The organism is Haloarcula quadrata (genome assembly GCF_003634715.1).
Taxonomy (GTDB): Archaea; Halobacteriota; Halobacteria; order Halobacteriales; family Haloarculaceae; genus Haloarcula; species Haloarcula marismortui.
Genome location: NZ_RBWW01000001.1, coordinates 2,048,853 through 2,065,002 on the forward strand (window position 1 = coordinate 2,048,853; position 16,150 = coordinate 2,065,002).

Sequence of the window (16,150 nt, forward strand, 5' to 3'; positions counted from 1 at the left end):
GACCAAAACCACTTACAATTTCAAAGAATCTACTGTGCGCCGAATGTGAGCGAATTAGATGGGGTTGCACTTCTTTGGAGAGTCGATATGCTCAGTAGTAATCGAACCCCGCACACCAAGATTAGGTTCGGGATGGGTCCCTACGGAAATCGGGGTGCGGGGTGCATTTGAATGGAAAACGTATCAGTTTGATATCCCATATATAGCGACCCACCGACACGTTTTGAGTACTCAATTTTTTATGTGAGAAAATATAGACCAACATTCTGCCGTCCCGACAAGCGTCCCATAACCTGTCAGTACGGTCTACTGCGGAGAAAGGAGAAGGAAAGCTCCTCTCTCTGCGCTGTGCGACTTTATCGTTTCCACCGTCCATGTGGTCGGACTCATCCGAAGTGGGCAGTCGTTCATTGTCATTCGGTCTTCCATTGCAGTTCGGTTCATCCAGTGGCGTGGGGTGCTACACCATATCCGCTCGCCACTATTACTCTTTTGTTGACACTATTCGGTGTAGTGCAAACTAAAACGTCGAGATACGTCTAAAAGTCGTTGGTGGAGACAGTCAGGCCTCTGGTTTCCGATTCGCCCGTCTCAGTTTCCACCGACGTACCGCCCAGCTTGCCGTCCTGTTCCTCAAAAGCTGACATTTGTTCCTCAGCAGTTGCCCCGCTGATAAGTCCACACCGCTTAAGAGTGTCTTCGACCGTCTGTGTATCTGCGACGGTGTGGTCCGACAAAACGTCCGTAATTTCTGCCACGCTGAGGCCAGCCACGTATAGCTCAGATACCACCAGTGCGTTCGACGGTGCTATCATGTCATCACTTGGCATGAATCCCAGCAGAGATTCAAGGCGATTTACTTTCTCTGGATAGTCACCAAAATAATTATCTAAATTCAGTTCATATGTCTCAATCGCCTTACGCAGTGTGAGATTCCACCGCTGTTTGACCGTGGGGTTCTCAGCACATTCTTCCGCTGCGTCTCCAATGGAATTAATCAGTTCATGCGATAGTAGCGATTCAAGGAAATCCTTCTGCTGTGGGTCGGTTAGCTCTTCCCGCTGTGGATAGTCGGCGTACGTATCGGCAGCCAGTGGTTCTCCCTCACCCCGTCCCAGTTCGGCAGTCTGAATAATCTCGTCAATCTCTGCCTCCCGCTCTGTATCTGCCCGTCCGTCTCTTTCTCTACAATTTTCGATAGTGTCACTGTTGAAATCCATGTTAGTAGGCCTCCTTCGGCGTTAGAACGAACACCGTCTTACCGTCGATTCCCAGAACAATACTGCCATCAGCTACATCCACAACTCCGCTTTCATCGGCAGTCTGTTCGCCATAGACGTATTCTTTCGTCTCATCGTTGGCACGGAAATAAGCCCGCAGTCGTTTGTTTTCGACATCAAATTCACGGCGAGAATCAGCAGGAATTTCTACCACGTCGAACGGTCCCAGTTCGATATCCAGAGTGGCAATCTGTGGCATGGTTTATACCTCCACGCAGTAATGAACGGCAGAACCGTCGAAACCGATTACAACTGCGTTGGGTGGAAGGTCGACCGCGACATGGCCACCGTGTGTATCCATCTTAGTGCGATGCTCCCATTCAGACTGTTCGACACTTGTCCGATGTTTGAAAGACACTGTATTCCCGTTCACAAGGTCGATTTCAGATTCCTTCAGGTCAGACTGTAGCTTAAGTTTCGTATCCTTCGGGAAGTGGGCCGTACAAAACTGCATTAGAAATGCACCTCGTTTTCGTCAGACAGCATTTCCTCGCAAGCAAGTCGACAAACCAAACCCATAGGCATAGCTGGGTCGAATATTTCATCCCTAACCCTCTGAATTTTATCCCTATCTGCCTCATTTATACGCATTTCTGCCGTACGCGGTTCGTGTTCAGTCATGATTGATATTCTCCCGTCCAGACAAGCGTCCAGACATCCCCACTTCAATCGTACTGACGAGCTTTTGATAGCAGCTTAGCACCTAACACGGCAGTTCTCTACTCACCACCATTCAATGTACAGATATGTACAATGGTGTGCTATGTTGTTGAAACGGAATGTTCTCCCGCAAGTTACTAACTAATATTCTGGGACCGCCATGTCTTACACGTATGCGCGTTAGTAAAAACATAACTGAAAGGTATATTTTATCTCTAAATGGTGTGAATATAGGCCAGAATTGCGATTAGGAAGGGTGAATATATATCTATGTTAGGGCGATTTGTAGCTATACATTCGAAACACTATGTAATGGTTCTACACACCCTATGTAATGATTCTACACCTTTAGAGCGAAGCCCTATTCGGGGTTCGGTCTATCGCTGAGTGCGATAGCACGAAACCTTGCTGTGTGAGGGTCACCCACGGTTAGATGTAGGTGGGTGTGATTGATTACCAAGCTGTGACCAATTCGGTTAGTCGTCGTCCGTCCACCCCGATAGCATTTTCTCGCCCACAGAGTCGTCCGATACGTCGAGATAGCGCTCAGTGGTCGTCACCTTGCTGTGTCCTAACGCCTTCTGTAGTGTCCGTAGGTCGACATCATTTTCCCACCTTCTGACTGCCCCACTATGGCGTAGGGTGTGAGCAGTGATTTTCTGCCGTTCGTGGCCGTGAGCCGTAGTATAGAGAGTATCCTGTATCTCAGCGTCTTTTGCCGCCATTTTCACGACGGTATTAAGCCGCTCTGGGGTGATATGACCGTCTCTATGGTCGGACGGGAATAGGTACTCAGTTTCCCCGAATTTGGCCTCTCTATCGACGGCCCACATATCGAAAAGCCGTTTGACCTTGCCATTGAACCGAACTGTCCGACTCTCACCAGTTTTTGATACCTCAGCACGGACGGTTAGGTCGTTTCCGTCGATATCAGACTGTTTCAGAGACACTACCTCACCACGCCGCAGCATACACTGGTAGCTGAGACGGCAGAGTAATTCGTTACGAACGGTCGGTGTCGGCACATTTTCGATTAGGGCCTCTACGTCAGCCTTTGGCAAGGCGTGACGGTCTTTCCGCCTATCCAGTTCTCTTTCTTTTTTCGTCCCACTGCCGTCCGTCACTGCCTTCGTGTCGACCTTTTGTGCTGGATTCTCAGCGGGTAGGTCGACGGCAAGGCGGTCAGCGTCAGCAAGGAACTGTCCCGCCTTGAATAGCCGCACAAGCCCACTGCGATGGGTTGTAACAGTATCGTACGCATAGCCCCTATCATCGGTTAGGTGTCGCAGATAAGCGTCTATATCGACGTTATCCGCAGTCAGTGGGCAGTCATCAAACCACCGACTAAATACCCGTATGGCTGAGTTGTATTGCCGCGCCGAACCACTGGTTTGTTCGATACGTTCCATCACCGCTACGCAGTCGTCACAGAGGTTTGTTTCAGACATCTATGCCTCCCGATACCAGAGAATATCTTCCTCTGCCCGCCTATCTTCACCCCAACCGTCTACCATTTCGATATCGACACGTTTCACCGCCCCACTGGATTCTGCCAACTGTGGCAAGGCAGTTCGGACCTTCACGGGTGGTATTCCTGTTCTGTTGGCTATCTCGTTGGCCGTCACTGCGTTATCTCGACCGCGTGGCAAGGCTTCAAAGACACCGCTGGTAATTTCCTCACTGATAGCTGACTCTGCCGATAGCATGGCGTCAGTCGCCTTTGAGACGGTTTCGTCCATGTTGCTGATTTCCGATTCCACTGAGTCGAGACGGTCCACTATCTCGGTTAGGGCCTCTGCATCAACGTTCGACCCACCGTCACCGCCACTGCCACCCACGTACGAATCTGATAGCTCACGACTGACTGCCTTCTTGATAAGGTGTGTCACACTATCATACTCATCAGTTCCTTCGACCGCATTTCGCCACTCTTTCTTTCGCTCTTCCTCTACTCGAAACGCAATGGTTTCAGTCGCCATATTGCAAAACAGTGGTTACTTCCCCATAAATTGTATGCATTGTTAACAGCCACTGACGACCTCATACGTGGCTATCATCGGTAGTACTGTTTCATTCTATTTCGGGTGCTAAGCTACACCCGCGACGTGTACAAGGAACTGCTCGACCTCGCCGAGGAGTACGCGGTCACGGCGGATGCGGCGGACAGCATCCGGGTGCTGACGCCGCTGCCGACCCGCGAGGCGATGGCCGAGCGGCTGGACGACGTGCTCGAAGCGCGGGACACCTGGGCTGACCTCTCCGAGTCGGACCAGCGGGCCGTTCTCGACGCGTTCGAGGAGTACGACGCCGGCGGGGGTGAACTGGCCGCGGTCGACGTGGCGCTCGCCCTCCGGGACACCGGCATTGAAAGCGGCGTGTTCGAACCGCTAGCGGCCCTCGACGGCGAGTCGCTGACGGCCGGACGGGCGGCGCTCGCCGGGCTCGCGGGCGACGGCGAGTCCGTCGGCGAAGGGGCCGATAAAGAACTCGACCGCCTGCGCGACCAGCTCGGACAGATAGAGGACCTTGCAGCGGCATCGATGGAAGTCGTCGAAGCCGTGCAAGAAGGCGCACGGCGACCCGACGAGTTCCAAGACGCGCTCGTCCGTCATGTCACGAGCGAGACGGGCATCGACGCCGCCCGCGTCCGGGATGCGATGCCCCGTGAGGCGACCGACGCGCGGGACTTCGTCGACGTGGCTCTCCGAGACCTCCGGAACACGCTACGAAGCGACGTACAGAAGCGAGAGGAAGCCGTTGCCGACCGGCTGGAAGACGACCTCGCGGACGCCCGTGAAGACATCGACGCCGCAGTCAAGGCGGTGGACGACATCGCCTTTTCTGTCTCGCTCGCCCGCTTTGCCATCGCGTTCGACCTGACAAGGCCCAGCTTTGTCGAGGACCGCAAAACTATCGCGGTGAAGCGAGCACGGAACCTCACCATCGCGGACGTAGAGAGTGTCCAGCCGGTCACCTACGCTATCGGCGACCACACGCTAGAGTTGGACCGGGCGAACCAGCCGCCCAGCGGCGACCGGGTGGCCGTCCTGACCGGCGCGAACTCCGGCGGGAAGACGACCCTGCTGGAGACGCTGTGTCAAGTGCAACTGCTGGCCCAGATGGGGCTTCCGGTTCCCGCTGAGGCCGCCGAGGTCGGCATCGTCGGCACGGTCGTGTTCCACCGTCGGCACGCGTCGTTCAACGCCGGCGTTCTCGAATCGACGCTGCGCTCGGTTGTGCCGCCGCTGACCGAGAGCGACCGGACACTGATGCTCGTCGACGAGTTCGAGGCCATCACCGAACCCGGCTCCGCCGCCGACCTCCTCCACGGACTCGTGACGCTGACTGTCGACCGCGACGCCTTGGGCGTGTTCGTCACCCACCTCGCGGACGATCTCGAACCGCTGCCCATCGAGGCCCGTGTCGACGGCATCTTCGCCGAAGGGCTGAATCAGGACCTCGACCTGCAGGTCGATTATCAACCTCGCTTTGGGACCGTCGGGAAATCCACGCCGGAGTTCATCGTCTCCCGACTGGTCGCGAACGCGAGCGACCCGGTCGAGCGCAGCGGGTTCGAGACGCTTGCCACAGCCGTCGGTGAGGAAGCGGTCCAGCGGACGCTTTCGGACGCGCTCTGGACCGACGAGTAGCGCGGTTACGACAGCGAACTGGCGACAGCCCGCTCCTCCCCTTCGACTGCCTCGGCGACGTTGTCAAGCAACTGCCGAACTTCTCGACGGTTGTACCAGCGGATGAGCGGCGCGAGGAGGAACTCCGGGAGCGGCCCCGGAACATCGTAGTCGGCCGTATACGTGAGTCGCGTGCCCCCGCGTTCCGGTTCGAACCGCCAGTCGATCCGCCCCGTCAGGTCGCCGTCCATGTCGTAGACGATTCGTTCGGGCGGCTCGTACGTCGATGCTCGGACCTCGCCATTAAAAGTGAGTCCGAACATCCTGTACTCGTAGGCGGCGCGATTCCCACTGTTCGGCAGCCGCTCGATGCGCTCGGCGCGGGACAAACTTGGCGTGACGGCCGCCTGATTCGACGGTTCGTCCATGAACGTAAAGACCGTCTCGACTGGCGCATCGAGCCAGCGGTCGTCGGTGGTGTGGACCGTCATATGTGGCAGTTCGCGCTCCAGTATCTTACAGGCTCGGCCACACAGGCCAGCAGACTAGTCCGGATACGGACGACTGCGACCGGTCCCGGCGGCTACAGCCGCCGGGTGCGGCGTGACTGTGCTCTGCTCTTCGAGTCGCGTCGCCGCCTGTCGATGACAGTGGCGAGATATATTCGATGCATGGGTGTGGACTTCCCGGCAGGACTCGAACCTGCGCCGGGCGAGAGCCCGGGTCCGGTTGGGATATTCGGGAAGACGGGAGAGAGTGGAGGGCTGCGCTTACGCGTCACCGGTCACGTCGACGCAGTTGACTGCCATCACGCCGAACCCTTCTTGGAGGAGTTCGGTGCGACCGTCCGCGGTGTTCCGGTCGGCGTCGACCCGCAGTGTCAGCGACACATCGGCGTCGACCCGGATGTCGGTCCAAGTGGGACGCACGCTTGTCACACGGTCAACGGCCACGTCTTCGACGCCGTCGACGGCCGCAAGGACGCCGGCGACACCGGCTTCGAGGGTCTCGGACCCGCCACGCGGAACGCGCAGTGATACGTCGGCCGATACCTCGGTCGGGGGAGTCGCCTGCAGCGACATAACGCCGACGGCCGGAGTCGAACCGGGCCGAAAGGGCACTCACCAGTCGAGTCGCGTCGGTCGGGGACTGCGCGGGTGGCGGGCGCGTACGTCCGGCGCGGAGCGGCCGGTAGGGGATTCCCACACCAGGACGATGGGGAACCCGAGGGCTGGACAGCGAGAGAGCGACACGATACAGTGCAGGCTCAGGGCCGAGTGGCGACACGCCGACAGACCACACTGGGCGGTGCAGGCCTCTCAGACGGAGCAGCCGCGCGGGGAGTAGAGCCCCGCCGCTCGACAGTGAGCCAAATCGAATCCCCACCGCAGTGCGGCGTCCGTGAGTGGGACGCCGGTCCCACGGCGGCGAACCAGTCTATGGTGCCACGGGCGGAATCTTCACCGAGCGGGTGTCCGCGGCGACCCGTTCCCTGATAAGGGATGCATACTCGACCGTAGCGTCGAGGCTACGTTCGATGGCCGACCGCCCGCTGTACAGCCAGCGAGCGAACGACGTTGGCGCGGGAACGGGAATTGCGTAGGTCATGGGTCACCACGTCGGTGAAAGCGACGTATATACGACCAGAATCGGTGATATATTAAATCTGTTTCAGACATGATACCAAATAACAACCATTCGGCGGTCGCTGGCAAGACAGCAACCGACGGCACGGTGTCAGTCGGCCGCTGCTGGTTGCTGTGGCGGAGTCGGTCCATCGGCACTCGTATCGCCGTGTGAGGCCGTGCCTGCCAGCGTCCGCGTGGAGTTCCCCACGACGAGCAGACTGCTGGCCGTCATCGCCAGGGCCGCAAACAGCGGGTTCAGGACGCCAAGCAGCGCGAGCGGGAGCGCCACGGCGTTGTAACAGAACGCCCACGCGAGGTTCTGGCGGACCCGCGTCCGGGTTGCGGCTGTCACCGAGAACACGTCAGGGACGGCTCGCAGGTCGTCCGTCGTTACGACCGCATCAGCCGCATCAGCGGCCAGTGACGTGCCCGACGCCATAGCGATACCAACGTCGGCGGCAGCCAGCGCCGGGGCGTCGTTGCTCCCGTCGCCGACCATCGCGACGGTTCCGCGGGACTGTAGTCGCTCGACGACTTCGGCTTTCGCCTCGGGCGGCACCCCAGCGAACACCTCGTCGACGCCGTCGTGGCGCTCGAACGGAGTGGCGGCTTCGGGCCGGTCGCCAGTAATGACAACCACGTCGCGGTCGCGAGCAAGCGCCGAGACAACTGACTCCCAGTGCGAGCGGAGCCTGTCGCCTGCAACAAGTACGTCTCGCGCTTCGCCGTCCCAGCCGACGAGCGCCGGGACACGCCCGTTCTCGGTCGCGCGTTCACACCGGCTCCGGAGGTTGGCGGGCACGTCGAACCCGAGGTCGTCGAACAGTGCTTGCGTCCCAACGACGACGTGGTCCCCCTCAACCGTCGCACTGACGCCCTGCCCCGGATGTTGCTCGAACCCGGAGACATCCGCGTCCGGGACCGGCACGGCGTCCGTCACAGCCTTGGCGACGGGATGCTCCGCGAACTGCTCGACTGCAGCCGCCCGAGCCATCGCCCCCTCGTCGGCCCGCTCCAGCAGTTCCATCTCGCCGGTCGTCAGTGTGCCCGTCTTGTCGAAGGCGACCACGTCCGCGTCGGTCGCCGTCTCGAACACTGCGTCGCCGGTGACGACGGTGCCGCCGTCCAGCGCCCGGCGGATGCCGGCCGCGGTCGCAAGCGGCGTCGCCAGCCCCAGCGCACAGGGACAGGAGACCACGAGCACCGCCAGCCCGGTCAGCATCGCGTCGGTCAGCGTTGCGCCAGTGACGAGATGCCCACCGGTGGCGAGCACAGCGAGAACGACCACCAGCGGGACGAAGACGGCGGCGATGCGGTCGACCAGCCGCTGAACGCCGCCGCGCGTGCTCTGGACTTCCCACAGGAGGTTCGTCAGCCGGTCGACGGTGCTCTCGGCGTCTGGCCCGACCCGCACGACGACGCCGCCCTGCGTGACCAGCGACCCCCCGATGACCTCGTCGCCGTCCGTCTTCCGGACAGCCAGCGACTCGCCGGTGACGAGTGACTCGTCGACAGCAGCAGTCCCCTCAAGTACAGACCCGTCAACGGGAATTCGCTCGCCGGAGCGGACGACGACTTCGTCACCGGCCGACAGCGACCCCACGTCGACCTCCTCGTGGCCCCCATCGGTGCGCCGTCGAGCGCTATCGGCCCGCTGTGTGGTGAACTCCGTGAGCCGGTCCAGCGCGCGTCGCCGGACCCGGTCCTGATAGTAGTCGCCGACCGAGACGGCCATCACGATGACCGTCGCCACGTCGAAGTACACCTCTGTATGTCCCAAAATGACGGCGACGACGCTGTACAGGAAAGCGGTCACGGCAGCCATCGCCACCAGCAGGTCCATGTTCGGCCGGCCGGCCCGGAGGCTGACGTAGGCCCCGCGAAGCAACGGCCACCCGGTGTACCCGACCACAACACCGGTCATCACGGCCATGTTCCACAGCAGGTAGTCCCCCGCCTGCCCTGAGGGGTCGAACAGCAACAGGGACGAATCGACGCCGAGATAGGCCGGGTAGAGAAAGAGGATGTACCACAGCATCGTCATCATCCCGAAGAAGCCGCCGACGATGAGACGCCCCTCCAGTTCGTACTCGTCGTCGGTTTCCGTGGCCTGCAGGCTGGCGTCGTAGCCGGTGCCGGCCACTACCTCGGTGAGGTCCGACTCCGAGAGCGCATCAGCGTCGTAGGTGAGTTTCATCGTCCCCGTCGGGTAGCTGGCGGCCGCGGCAGCAACCCCGTCGTGGTCTGTGGCCCGCGCTTCGAGGAACGTCTCGCAGGTCGCACAGTGCATCCCGTCGACAGAAACGAAAGCCGTCTCGCCGTCGGCGTCGTCCGGATCGGGGCCAGTGTCGGCGGCGTCGCGGGTCTCCCTCGCCGGGTCGTCGAGCGTCCGTGCGACTTCCAGACAGCCGCGACAGCAGAACGTCCCCTCGACCGCGTCGTCGGTGACTGGCGCATCGACCGGCAGGTCACAGAGCGTGCAGTGAGTCATGTCCAGGGCATCGGCAGGGGTGGTTTCGGGATAGCAATACCAAACGCCGCCAGTCCGTTCGACAGCGGGACGAGCGCGAGCGCGATGAAGACGATACCAAGTGCCCGGTGCAACGTCGCGCGGTGGCCCGGCGACAGCGTGCCAAAGGCGGTCCCGTAGGCGAACACCAGCGGAAACGTCCCGAGGCCAAGCGCGGCCAGCGAGAGCCCGCCGGTGAACGCAGAGCCGGTCGCAAACGCGTAGAGGAACGCCGGGTAGAGCAGCGGACAGGGGAGCAAGCCGTGCATCGCGCCCAGTGCGACCATCCCCGGGCCGTCGACCCACCGGTCGACTCTGGCGACGAGCGACGCGGAGAGTCGCTGGAACAGGTCCCCGACCAGCGGTAGCGACCGGGCCACATCGACGGCGCGGCCACGGGAGAGATACCCCAGCCCCACGGTGATGATAGCGAGGCCGACGAACACCCCGACGGCCCCCCGGACAGCGGTCCCGAGGCGCGCAAGGCCGGCGACGTCGTACAGCACACTTCCGGCAGCGCCAAGCACTGTCCCGACGAGCGCGTAGCTCAGCGTCCGTCCGGCGTTGAACAGCGCATGCTGGCGTATTTCGTGGCTTGATACTGGCCCGCCGTCGTCAAGTCTATCGGCGTAGGTGGTGACTAACGGTCCGCACATCCCGAGACAATGGACGCTCCCGACGAGCCCAAGCCCGACGAACGCCGCGAGGCCGGCTGTCTCACCGGAACTCAGCCCCGCCGTCCCGAACTGCATATCAGGCGGGACTCGACTCTGTCGGTTTTGTCATCAGGAACAGACTACCGGCAATGATGACGACGCTGATCAGCGAAAGCGCGACGATGGTGCGGCCGGTTCCCTGCATATAGTACGCGACCGGCGCGAGTCCGAGCAGCGCCAGCAACGTTACGAGCCGAGGGCTTGACGCAGACATATCTGGCCGTACGTTAGAGGGGATATAAAAAGAAATGGGTCGTTCCTGACGACTGAAAACACCATCTGGGGTTTTTTTAGGTAATCTGCTATTCTCCCAGATATGGTACGGCACGAAGCTAGAAGCAGCCAGCTGCCAGATTCGCACGACGCGGTGGGGGTGCGACAATGGCGCTGAGTCGGCGACAGTTCGTCGGTGCCGCAGCCGGGACAGCGGCGCTAGCCGCGACCGGCACGGCGACAGCACAGGAGGAACCGGACTACGGCGGCTGGTTCGACGACGTTTCGAACTACGACGGGACCGTCGACAAGCGAGGCCAGGACACCGTGACAATCACCGTCGGCGCGCAGGGTAACAACGGCGCGTTCGCCTTCGACCCGCCCGCCGTGATGGTCAGCCCAGGCACAGAGGTTGTCTGGGAATGGAACGGTGAAGGCGGCGGTCACAACGTCGTCTCTGACGGCGACGGGCCGCTCAATTCCGGAAGCCCGGTCAGCGAGGCCGGAACGACCTACAGCCACACCTTCGAGTCGGAGGGGATGTTCAAGTACGTCTGTGTCCCCCACGAAACACTTGGAATGAAGGGCGCTGTCGTCGTCCGGTCCGGTGGCTCCGGTGACGGCAGCTCCGGCGGGCAACAGCAGCAAGGCCCACCCGAGAACCCGGATTACGGCGGCTGGTTCGACAACGTCTCGAACTACGACGGAACGACCGTCGACAGGACCGACGCTGACAGCGTCGAGATATCGGTCGGCGCACAGGGCAACAACGGCGCGTTCGCCTTCGACCCGCCAGCGGTTCGGGTCACACCCGGAACCGAAGTGACGTGGTCCTGGACCGGTGAAGGCGGCGGCCACAACGTCGTTTCTGACGGCGACGGGCCGCTTGACTCCGGGGGCGCGGTCAGCGAAGCCGGCACGACCTACAGCCATACCTTCGAGGAAATGGGCGTGTACAAATACGTCTGTACACCCCACGAATCGCTCGGGATGAAGGGCGCTGTCGTTGTCGGTGGCCCGCTCGATGGTAGCGGTGGCGGCAGTGGGGGCGAAAGCGGACAGGAGGGGAGCGGTATCGAACTCTCCGGCCCGCAGTGGCTTCTCTCAGGCTCGGTCCTGCTGGCGTTCTTCTCGCCGCTGCTGTTTGCCGTTGCGATGCGACGCCGCCAGAACGGGCGGCCGCCACAGATGGGTGAAGGTGGCGAACTGCGTCGGGCGACCGGCCCGGAGCCGGTTGAAGAGGCTGCAGAGACTGAACCGGCCGTTGAGCTGGGCCACGACGAGTACGACCCGAAGGGAACAGCGGCGCTGGTCGCCTTCTACTTCGTGTTGATCGGCCTGCTGTGGGTGTTCATGTACTTTGTCGAGTTCCTTGGCCGTGTCTCAATAATCGGGTGATAGCATGCAGGTCCATAGATTCGAAAAAGTCTGGCTCGGTGCAGCGCTACTGCTCATCGTCGGTTTCATTGCGACCATCGCGTACGGCTCGGTCGGCGTTGGTGTCGGAATGGTCGACGATTCGGGCGGACAAATAAGTGCGGAAGCGGTACAGAACGGTAACACTGGGACTCAGTTCGACGACCCCGGTGTCGTTCAGACGGGCGAAGATAAGTACACCGTGTACGTCGTCGCCCGGCAGTTCCAGTTCGTTCCAGGAAGCGGTGACAATCCGGTTCAGGTGCCAGCAGGTGCCAACGTAACGTTCAGGGTGACCAGTGCAGACGTGGTGCACGGCTTCTCCGTGGTCGAAACCAACATCAACACGATGGTCATCCCGGGACAGGTCTCTGAGGTCTCGGCCCGGTTCAACGAACCCGGTACCTACGGGCTTATCTGCCACGAATACTGCGGGGCGGCCCATCACACGATGGGTGGCTCCGTCGAAGTGGTCCCGCCAGAGGAATACGATATGCAACAAGAGAACATTGACCAGTCTGCGGATGATGCACAGGCTCAGGAGGAGGCGGATCAGTAATGGTGTTCGTCGACTCCTATCCGAAAACGTCGAAGCTCGTCCGTAGCGAGTTCATTGTGGCATTCGCCGCCCTTGGAATCGGTGCGCTGTTTGGCATCATCCAGTCGCTTCACCGCACTGGCGTGTTCCGCGGGTTCATCAGTTCGGCGGACTACTACACGATCCTGACGGGCCACGGCGTCTTGCTGGCGCTCGTGTTCACCACGTTCTTCATCGCGGGGCTGTTCACGTGGGCTGTCGCTAACAGCCTCGAACGCGAGTTGCCACACCGCATCGCCTGGTCAGCCTTCTGGATAATGCTCACGGGAACAGTGCTTGCGGCCGTGTCCATCATCGGCGGTCTCGTCGGTGCGCCGTCGATTCTGGGTCACGACCTCAAAGCGGATGTGCTGTTTACCTTCTACGCCCCGATGAAGGCGCACCCGGCGTTCTACATCGGTGCCGCGCTCATTATCGTCGGCTCGTGGGTCGCCGGCCTCGCGTACTTCAAGGCGCTGTGGGAGTGGCGGTCTGAGAACCCGGGTGAGCGAATTCCGCTGCAGACGTTCATGGTCGTAACGACGATGCTGATGTGGTACGTCTCCACCATCGGCGTCGCCGTCGAGGTCGTTGCTTTCCTCATTCCGTGGTCGCTCGGACTGATCCAGAACATCGACCCACTGCTGACGCGGACGCTGTTCTGGTACTTCGGCCACCCGGTCGTGTACTTCTGGCTCATGCCGGCGTACCTCGTCTGGTACACGATTCTGCCGAAGCTGGCTGGCGGGCGACTGTTCAGTGACCCGCTGGCCCGTGTGGTCTTCGTCGCCTTCCTGCTGCTCTCGACCCCGGTCGGCTTCCACCACCAGTACACCGACCCCGGGATTCCATCGGGGTACAAGTTCATCGCGATGACAAATACGATGTTCCTGCTGTTGCCCTCGCTGTTGACCGCGTTTACCGTGGTCGCCTCTGTTGAACACGGGGCTCGCCAGCGGGGTGCAAAGGGCTACCTCTCCTGGCTTCGGAATCTGCCGTGGGGCAAGCCTGCCTTTGCCGGCTGTATGCTCGCCGGCCTGATGTTCGCAGCAGGCGGCTTCTCCGGTATGATAAACGCCGGGATGAACATCAACTACCTCATCCACAACACCATCTGGGTGCCCGGCCACTTCCACCTCACCGTCGGGACGGCGTTCGCGCTGACGGCGATGGCTATCAGCTACTGGCTGGTCCCACAGATTACGGGGAAGAAACTCCAGCTGCGGGGCCTCGCTTCGCTTCAGCCGTACGTCTGGTTCGTGGGCATGGCAGTGATGTCGAACGCGATGCACCGCGCTGGCCTCGCGGGCATCCCGCGACGGACTGCCGAACCAACGTACGACGAGTTCGCGTTCGAGGGCGTCGCCGGAACGGTCGGCGAAATGCGCCTTCAGATCGCCATCGGCGGCTTCCTCCTGTTCGTCGGCGCAGCGATGTTCCTCATCGTCATGGCCGACACCCTGCTCGCTCGCCGTGGCGGGACGCTATCGGTCAACGGCCACATTCCAGAACCGCTGTCCGGCGCGAACCACAGCCCACGCATTCTGGACAACTACAAGCTCTGGACGGCGATTGCCCTGCTGCTCATCGTGATTGCCTACGGGCCGCCACTCGCCAGCATGGTTGCTGACGGACTGTTCGCGCCCGGTAGCCCGCCAATCCCAGTCTAACACCACTTCATTACTCTCTCATCATGTTCGAAGACGTCGACGGTCCGGAGCAGAAGACGCTGTTACGACTCCTCATCATCGTCGGAATCGGCTTGCCGATCCTCATTGAGGTCGTTACCTTCGGGAGTATGATGGGGCATCACCTGATGGGAGACACTGGGGGTGAGGCGGTCCCTGAAACGCCGACAGCGGCCGAATCCGGTGCCAGCATTGGTGACCCGATTCTGGAATCCGCCAACGTCTCAGCCCGCATCGATGCGGCGTCTGTCGTCACCGCAGACGAGGGGTGGCGGTTCACGCTCACAGTGAACGTGACAAACACCGGGTCAGACCCCACAGCGGTTCGTCTCGACAGCGTTACCACCCGTAGCGGAGAGACAGTTGCGGACACCGCGAGCACTGGACAGCTACCAGTGGGGGACACTGACGACGTGACCAAGTCGTGGCTCCTCCCGCCCGGTGAGCGCCCGGGCACCGTCGCTGTAACGGTGTTCGTGTACCCAGACGGGGAATCAGTACAGTCGACACAGTACACCGTCGCGCTCGGCGACATCCCCGTTTCGAACCGCTGACCACCTCACCCGTCGACAGGGTCGCCACAGGACGGACAGGTGTCCGCGTCGGGCGGCAGCGACTCGCCGCACTCGCTACAGTACGACTGCCCGGCGTCCCGGCCGCCCGGCGTGAAGACGGACGTATCATCCATCCACGCTTCGTCGGTTGCTGAAGCAGCCTTATTCGTATCGTCGGGCCCCGCTGTCTCCGAATCAGTGTCTGTCCCGCTGTCGTCACCCGCCGTTTCCGGTTCTTCCCCGCTATCCGATGATTGCGCGTTGTCCGGTGCCGATTCGTGAGCGGGCGGTTCCGCCGCCGGGACCTCGTCGGGCGAAAACACTCGGGTCCCGGTGTGTCCCGATGACTCTTCGTCGCTACCAGTATCTGCGGTGTCAGCCCTGTCCCCAGTCTGTTCCCGAGAGTCTGATTCAGCGTTGACAGCCCGCTCGGCAGTTGGACGCTCGGTGCCGCTTTCCGCCGTCCTGACCGGTGGCATAATCGGGAATCGCTGGTCCGGACGGCGCTGCGGGTTCGAAAGCGGCGCGCGAATTCTGACGACGGTCCCGGCGAGCAGTTGGAAGAAGAGGTACGCACTCGCCAGCACACCCGGGACGGCAACTAACAGGGGTGTGGCCTGTGCTGGCTGGACACCCGTCAGTTGGAGCGCTGTTTCAACCACGGGACTGATGCCAGTCTGGGTCAGCCACGGGGACAGCGCCGACAATACGCCTGGTGCGGTGACCGTCTGGACCAGCCACCCAGTACTAAGCGAGACTGCGCTTACAAACACCAGCAGCGACAGGAATGTGGGGACCGAAAGTGTGTACACGCGGTGGCCGTACGCGACGGTCCGGACGACCAGATGCACTGTTCCGAACAGTGCAATCACCGTGAGCGGGCGTCGCTGACCGAGAATGAGACTTACCAGCAGGCAGCTAAGGAGCACACTGCCGGGGATAGCGAGCAACACACTCGGGTGGTCCAGCCGATACGCGTCGGCAAGGTTGCCGTGCCTGTTCCGGAGCCGTCGGTTAATGAGGACGACGGTCGCCAGTGACGGACCGATGAGCCAGAGACCGCCGGCAAGCACAGTACGTAGCGAAACAGTTCGGCCAGCAAGTGTCACAAGAACAGTTTGTTCGAGTCCCGAGAACTGCGCCAACAGCAGCCCCGTCGCAAGCACCCAGCCACCGTAGACGAGCCATGCCAGACCGACACCCACAAACAGCCAGGTTTCAGTTCGCAGTAGTGCAGCGGACTCGCGGAGTTCCAACCCCAGTCGACCACGCTCCATCAG

General features: G+C 61.2%; 16 protein-coding genes and 1 pseudogene. 5 read left to right on the forward strand and 12 right to left on the reverse strand.

What is annotated here, in order from left to right; translation table 11 throughout:
• Positions 1-539: 539 nt before the first annotated feature.
• The 5 genes from BDK61_RS10435 to BDK61_RS10455 all read right to left on the reverse strand — a co-directional run bounded on the left by BDK61_RS10435 (position 540) and on the right by BDK61_RS10455 (position 3,919).
• Entirely contained in the window at positions 540-1,220 is a 681-nt protein-coding gene (locus BDK61_RS10435; RefSeq protein WP_121303193.1) for a hypothetical protein, read from the reverse strand.
• A gap of 1 nt (position 1,221) precedes the next feature.
• Positions 1,222-1,479 (reverse strand): hypothetical protein, encoded by a 258-nt coding sequence (locus tag BDK61_RS10440; protein WP_121303194.1) that lies wholly within the window; start codon positions 1,477-1,479, stop codon positions 1,222-1,224.
• Positions 1,480-1,733: 254 nt separating this feature from the next.
• Positions 1,734-1,901: a hypothetical protein gene (locus BDK61_RS23395; protein WP_167467373.1), complete on the reverse strand. Its 168-nt coding sequence runs from the start codon at positions 1,899-1,901 to the stop codon at positions 1,734-1,736.
• 515 nt (positions 1,902-2,416) lie between these two features.
• Positions 2,417-3,388, reverse strand: a complete 972-nt coding sequence (locus BDK61_RS10450; RefSeq protein ID WP_121303196.1) for a tyrosine-type recombinase/integrase — start codon at positions 3,386-3,388, stop codon at positions 2,417-2,419.
• Positions 3,389-3,919 (reverse strand): hypothetical protein, encoded by a 531-nt coding sequence (locus BDK61_RS10455; RefSeq protein WP_121303197.1) that lies wholly within the window; start codon positions 3,917-3,919, stop codon positions 3,389-3,391.
• 117 nt (positions 3,920-4,036) lie between these two features.
• Here BDK61_RS10455 and BDK61_RS10460 point away from each other — a divergent pair.
• Positions 4,037-5,590, forward strand: a pseudogene (locus BDK61_RS10460) (MutS-related protein); the annotation flags it as partial.
• Between the two features lie 5 nt (positions 5,591-5,595).
• On the opposite strand, the gene BDK61_RS10465 reads toward BDK61_RS10460, so the two are convergent.
• The 6 genes from BDK61_RS10465 to BDK61_RS23405 form a co-directional block, all read right to left on the reverse strand.
• Entirely contained in the window at positions 5,596-6,060 is a 465-nt protein-coding gene (locus BDK61_RS10465) for an SRPBCC family protein (RefSeq protein ID WP_121303198.1), read from the reverse strand.
• A gap of 279 nt (positions 6,061-6,339) precedes the next feature.
• Entirely contained in the window at positions 6,340-6,651 is a 312-nt protein-coding gene (locus BDK61_RS10470) for a hypothetical protein (protein ID WP_121303199.1), read from the reverse strand.
• Between the two features lie 355 nt (positions 6,652-7,006).
• Positions 7,007-7,177 (reverse strand): hypothetical protein, encoded by a 171-nt coding sequence (locus BDK61_RS23400; RefSeq protein ID WP_167467374.1) that lies wholly within the window; start codon positions 7,175-7,177, stop codon positions 7,007-7,009.
• Between the two features lie 129 nt (positions 7,178-7,306).
• Positions 7,307-9,688: a heavy metal translocating P-type ATPase gene (locus BDK61_RS10475; RefSeq protein ID WP_121303200.1), complete on the reverse strand. Its 2,382-nt coding sequence runs from the start codon at positions 9,686-9,688 to the stop codon at positions 7,307-7,309.
• Entirely contained in the window at positions 9,685-10,458 is a 774-nt protein-coding gene (locus BDK61_RS10480) for a sulfite exporter TauE/SafE family protein (protein WP_004960875.1), read from the reverse strand. Before BDK61_RS10480 ends, BDK61_RS10475 begins: the two co-directional genes overlap by 4 nt.
• A gap of 1 nt (position 10,459) precedes the next feature.
• The gene (locus BDK61_RS23405; protein WP_004960872.1) at positions 10,460-10,636 is read right to left on the reverse strand and encodes a hypothetical protein; all 177 of its coding nucleotides are present in this window, start codon (positions 10,634-10,636) and stop codon (positions 10,460-10,462) included.
• Positions 10,637-10,803: 167 nt separating this feature from the next.
• Here BDK61_RS23405 and BDK61_RS10485 point away from each other — a divergent pair, with 167 nt between their 5' ends.
• Genes BDK61_RS10485 through BDK61_RS10500 form a run of 4 tightly spaced genes read left to right on the forward strand, consistent with a single transcriptional unit; the run spans position 10,804 to position 14,870 of the window.
• The gene (locus BDK61_RS10485; RefSeq protein ID WP_121303201.1) at positions 10,804-12,033 is read left to right on the forward strand and encodes a halocyanin domain-containing protein; all 1,230 of its coding nucleotides are present in this window, start codon (positions 10,804-10,806) and stop codon (positions 12,031-12,033) included.
• A gap of 4 nt (positions 12,034-12,037) precedes the next feature.
• On the forward strand, positions 12,038-12,610 hold the full coding sequence (locus tag BDK61_RS10490) for a cytochrome c oxidase subunit II (protein ID WP_004960864.1): 573 nt from the start codon (positions 12,038-12,040) through the stop codon (positions 12,608-12,610).
• Positions 12,610-14,298: a b(o/a)3-type cytochrome-c oxidase subunit 1 gene (locus tag BDK61_RS10495; protein ID WP_004960863.1), complete on the forward strand. Its 1,689-nt coding sequence runs from the start codon at positions 12,610-12,612 to the stop codon at positions 14,296-14,298. Before BDK61_RS10490 ends, BDK61_RS10495 begins: the two co-directional genes overlap by 1 nt.
• Before the next feature lie 23 nt (positions 14,299-14,321).
• On the forward strand, positions 14,322-14,870 hold the full coding sequence (locus tag BDK61_RS10500) for a hypothetical protein (RefSeq protein ID WP_121303202.1): 549 nt from the start codon (positions 14,322-14,324) through the stop codon (positions 14,868-14,870).
• A 5-nt stretch (positions 14,871-14,875) separates the two neighbouring features.
• Here BDK61_RS10500 and BDK61_RS10505 read toward each other — a convergent pair whose 3' ends face one another.
• Positions 14,876-16,147, reverse strand: coding sequence for a zinc-ribbon domain-containing protein (locus tag BDK61_RS10505; protein ID WP_121303203.1), 1,272 nt, complete (start codon positions 16,145-16,147; stop codon positions 14,876-14,878).
• Between the last annotated feature and the right edge of the window lie 3 nt (positions 16,148-16,150).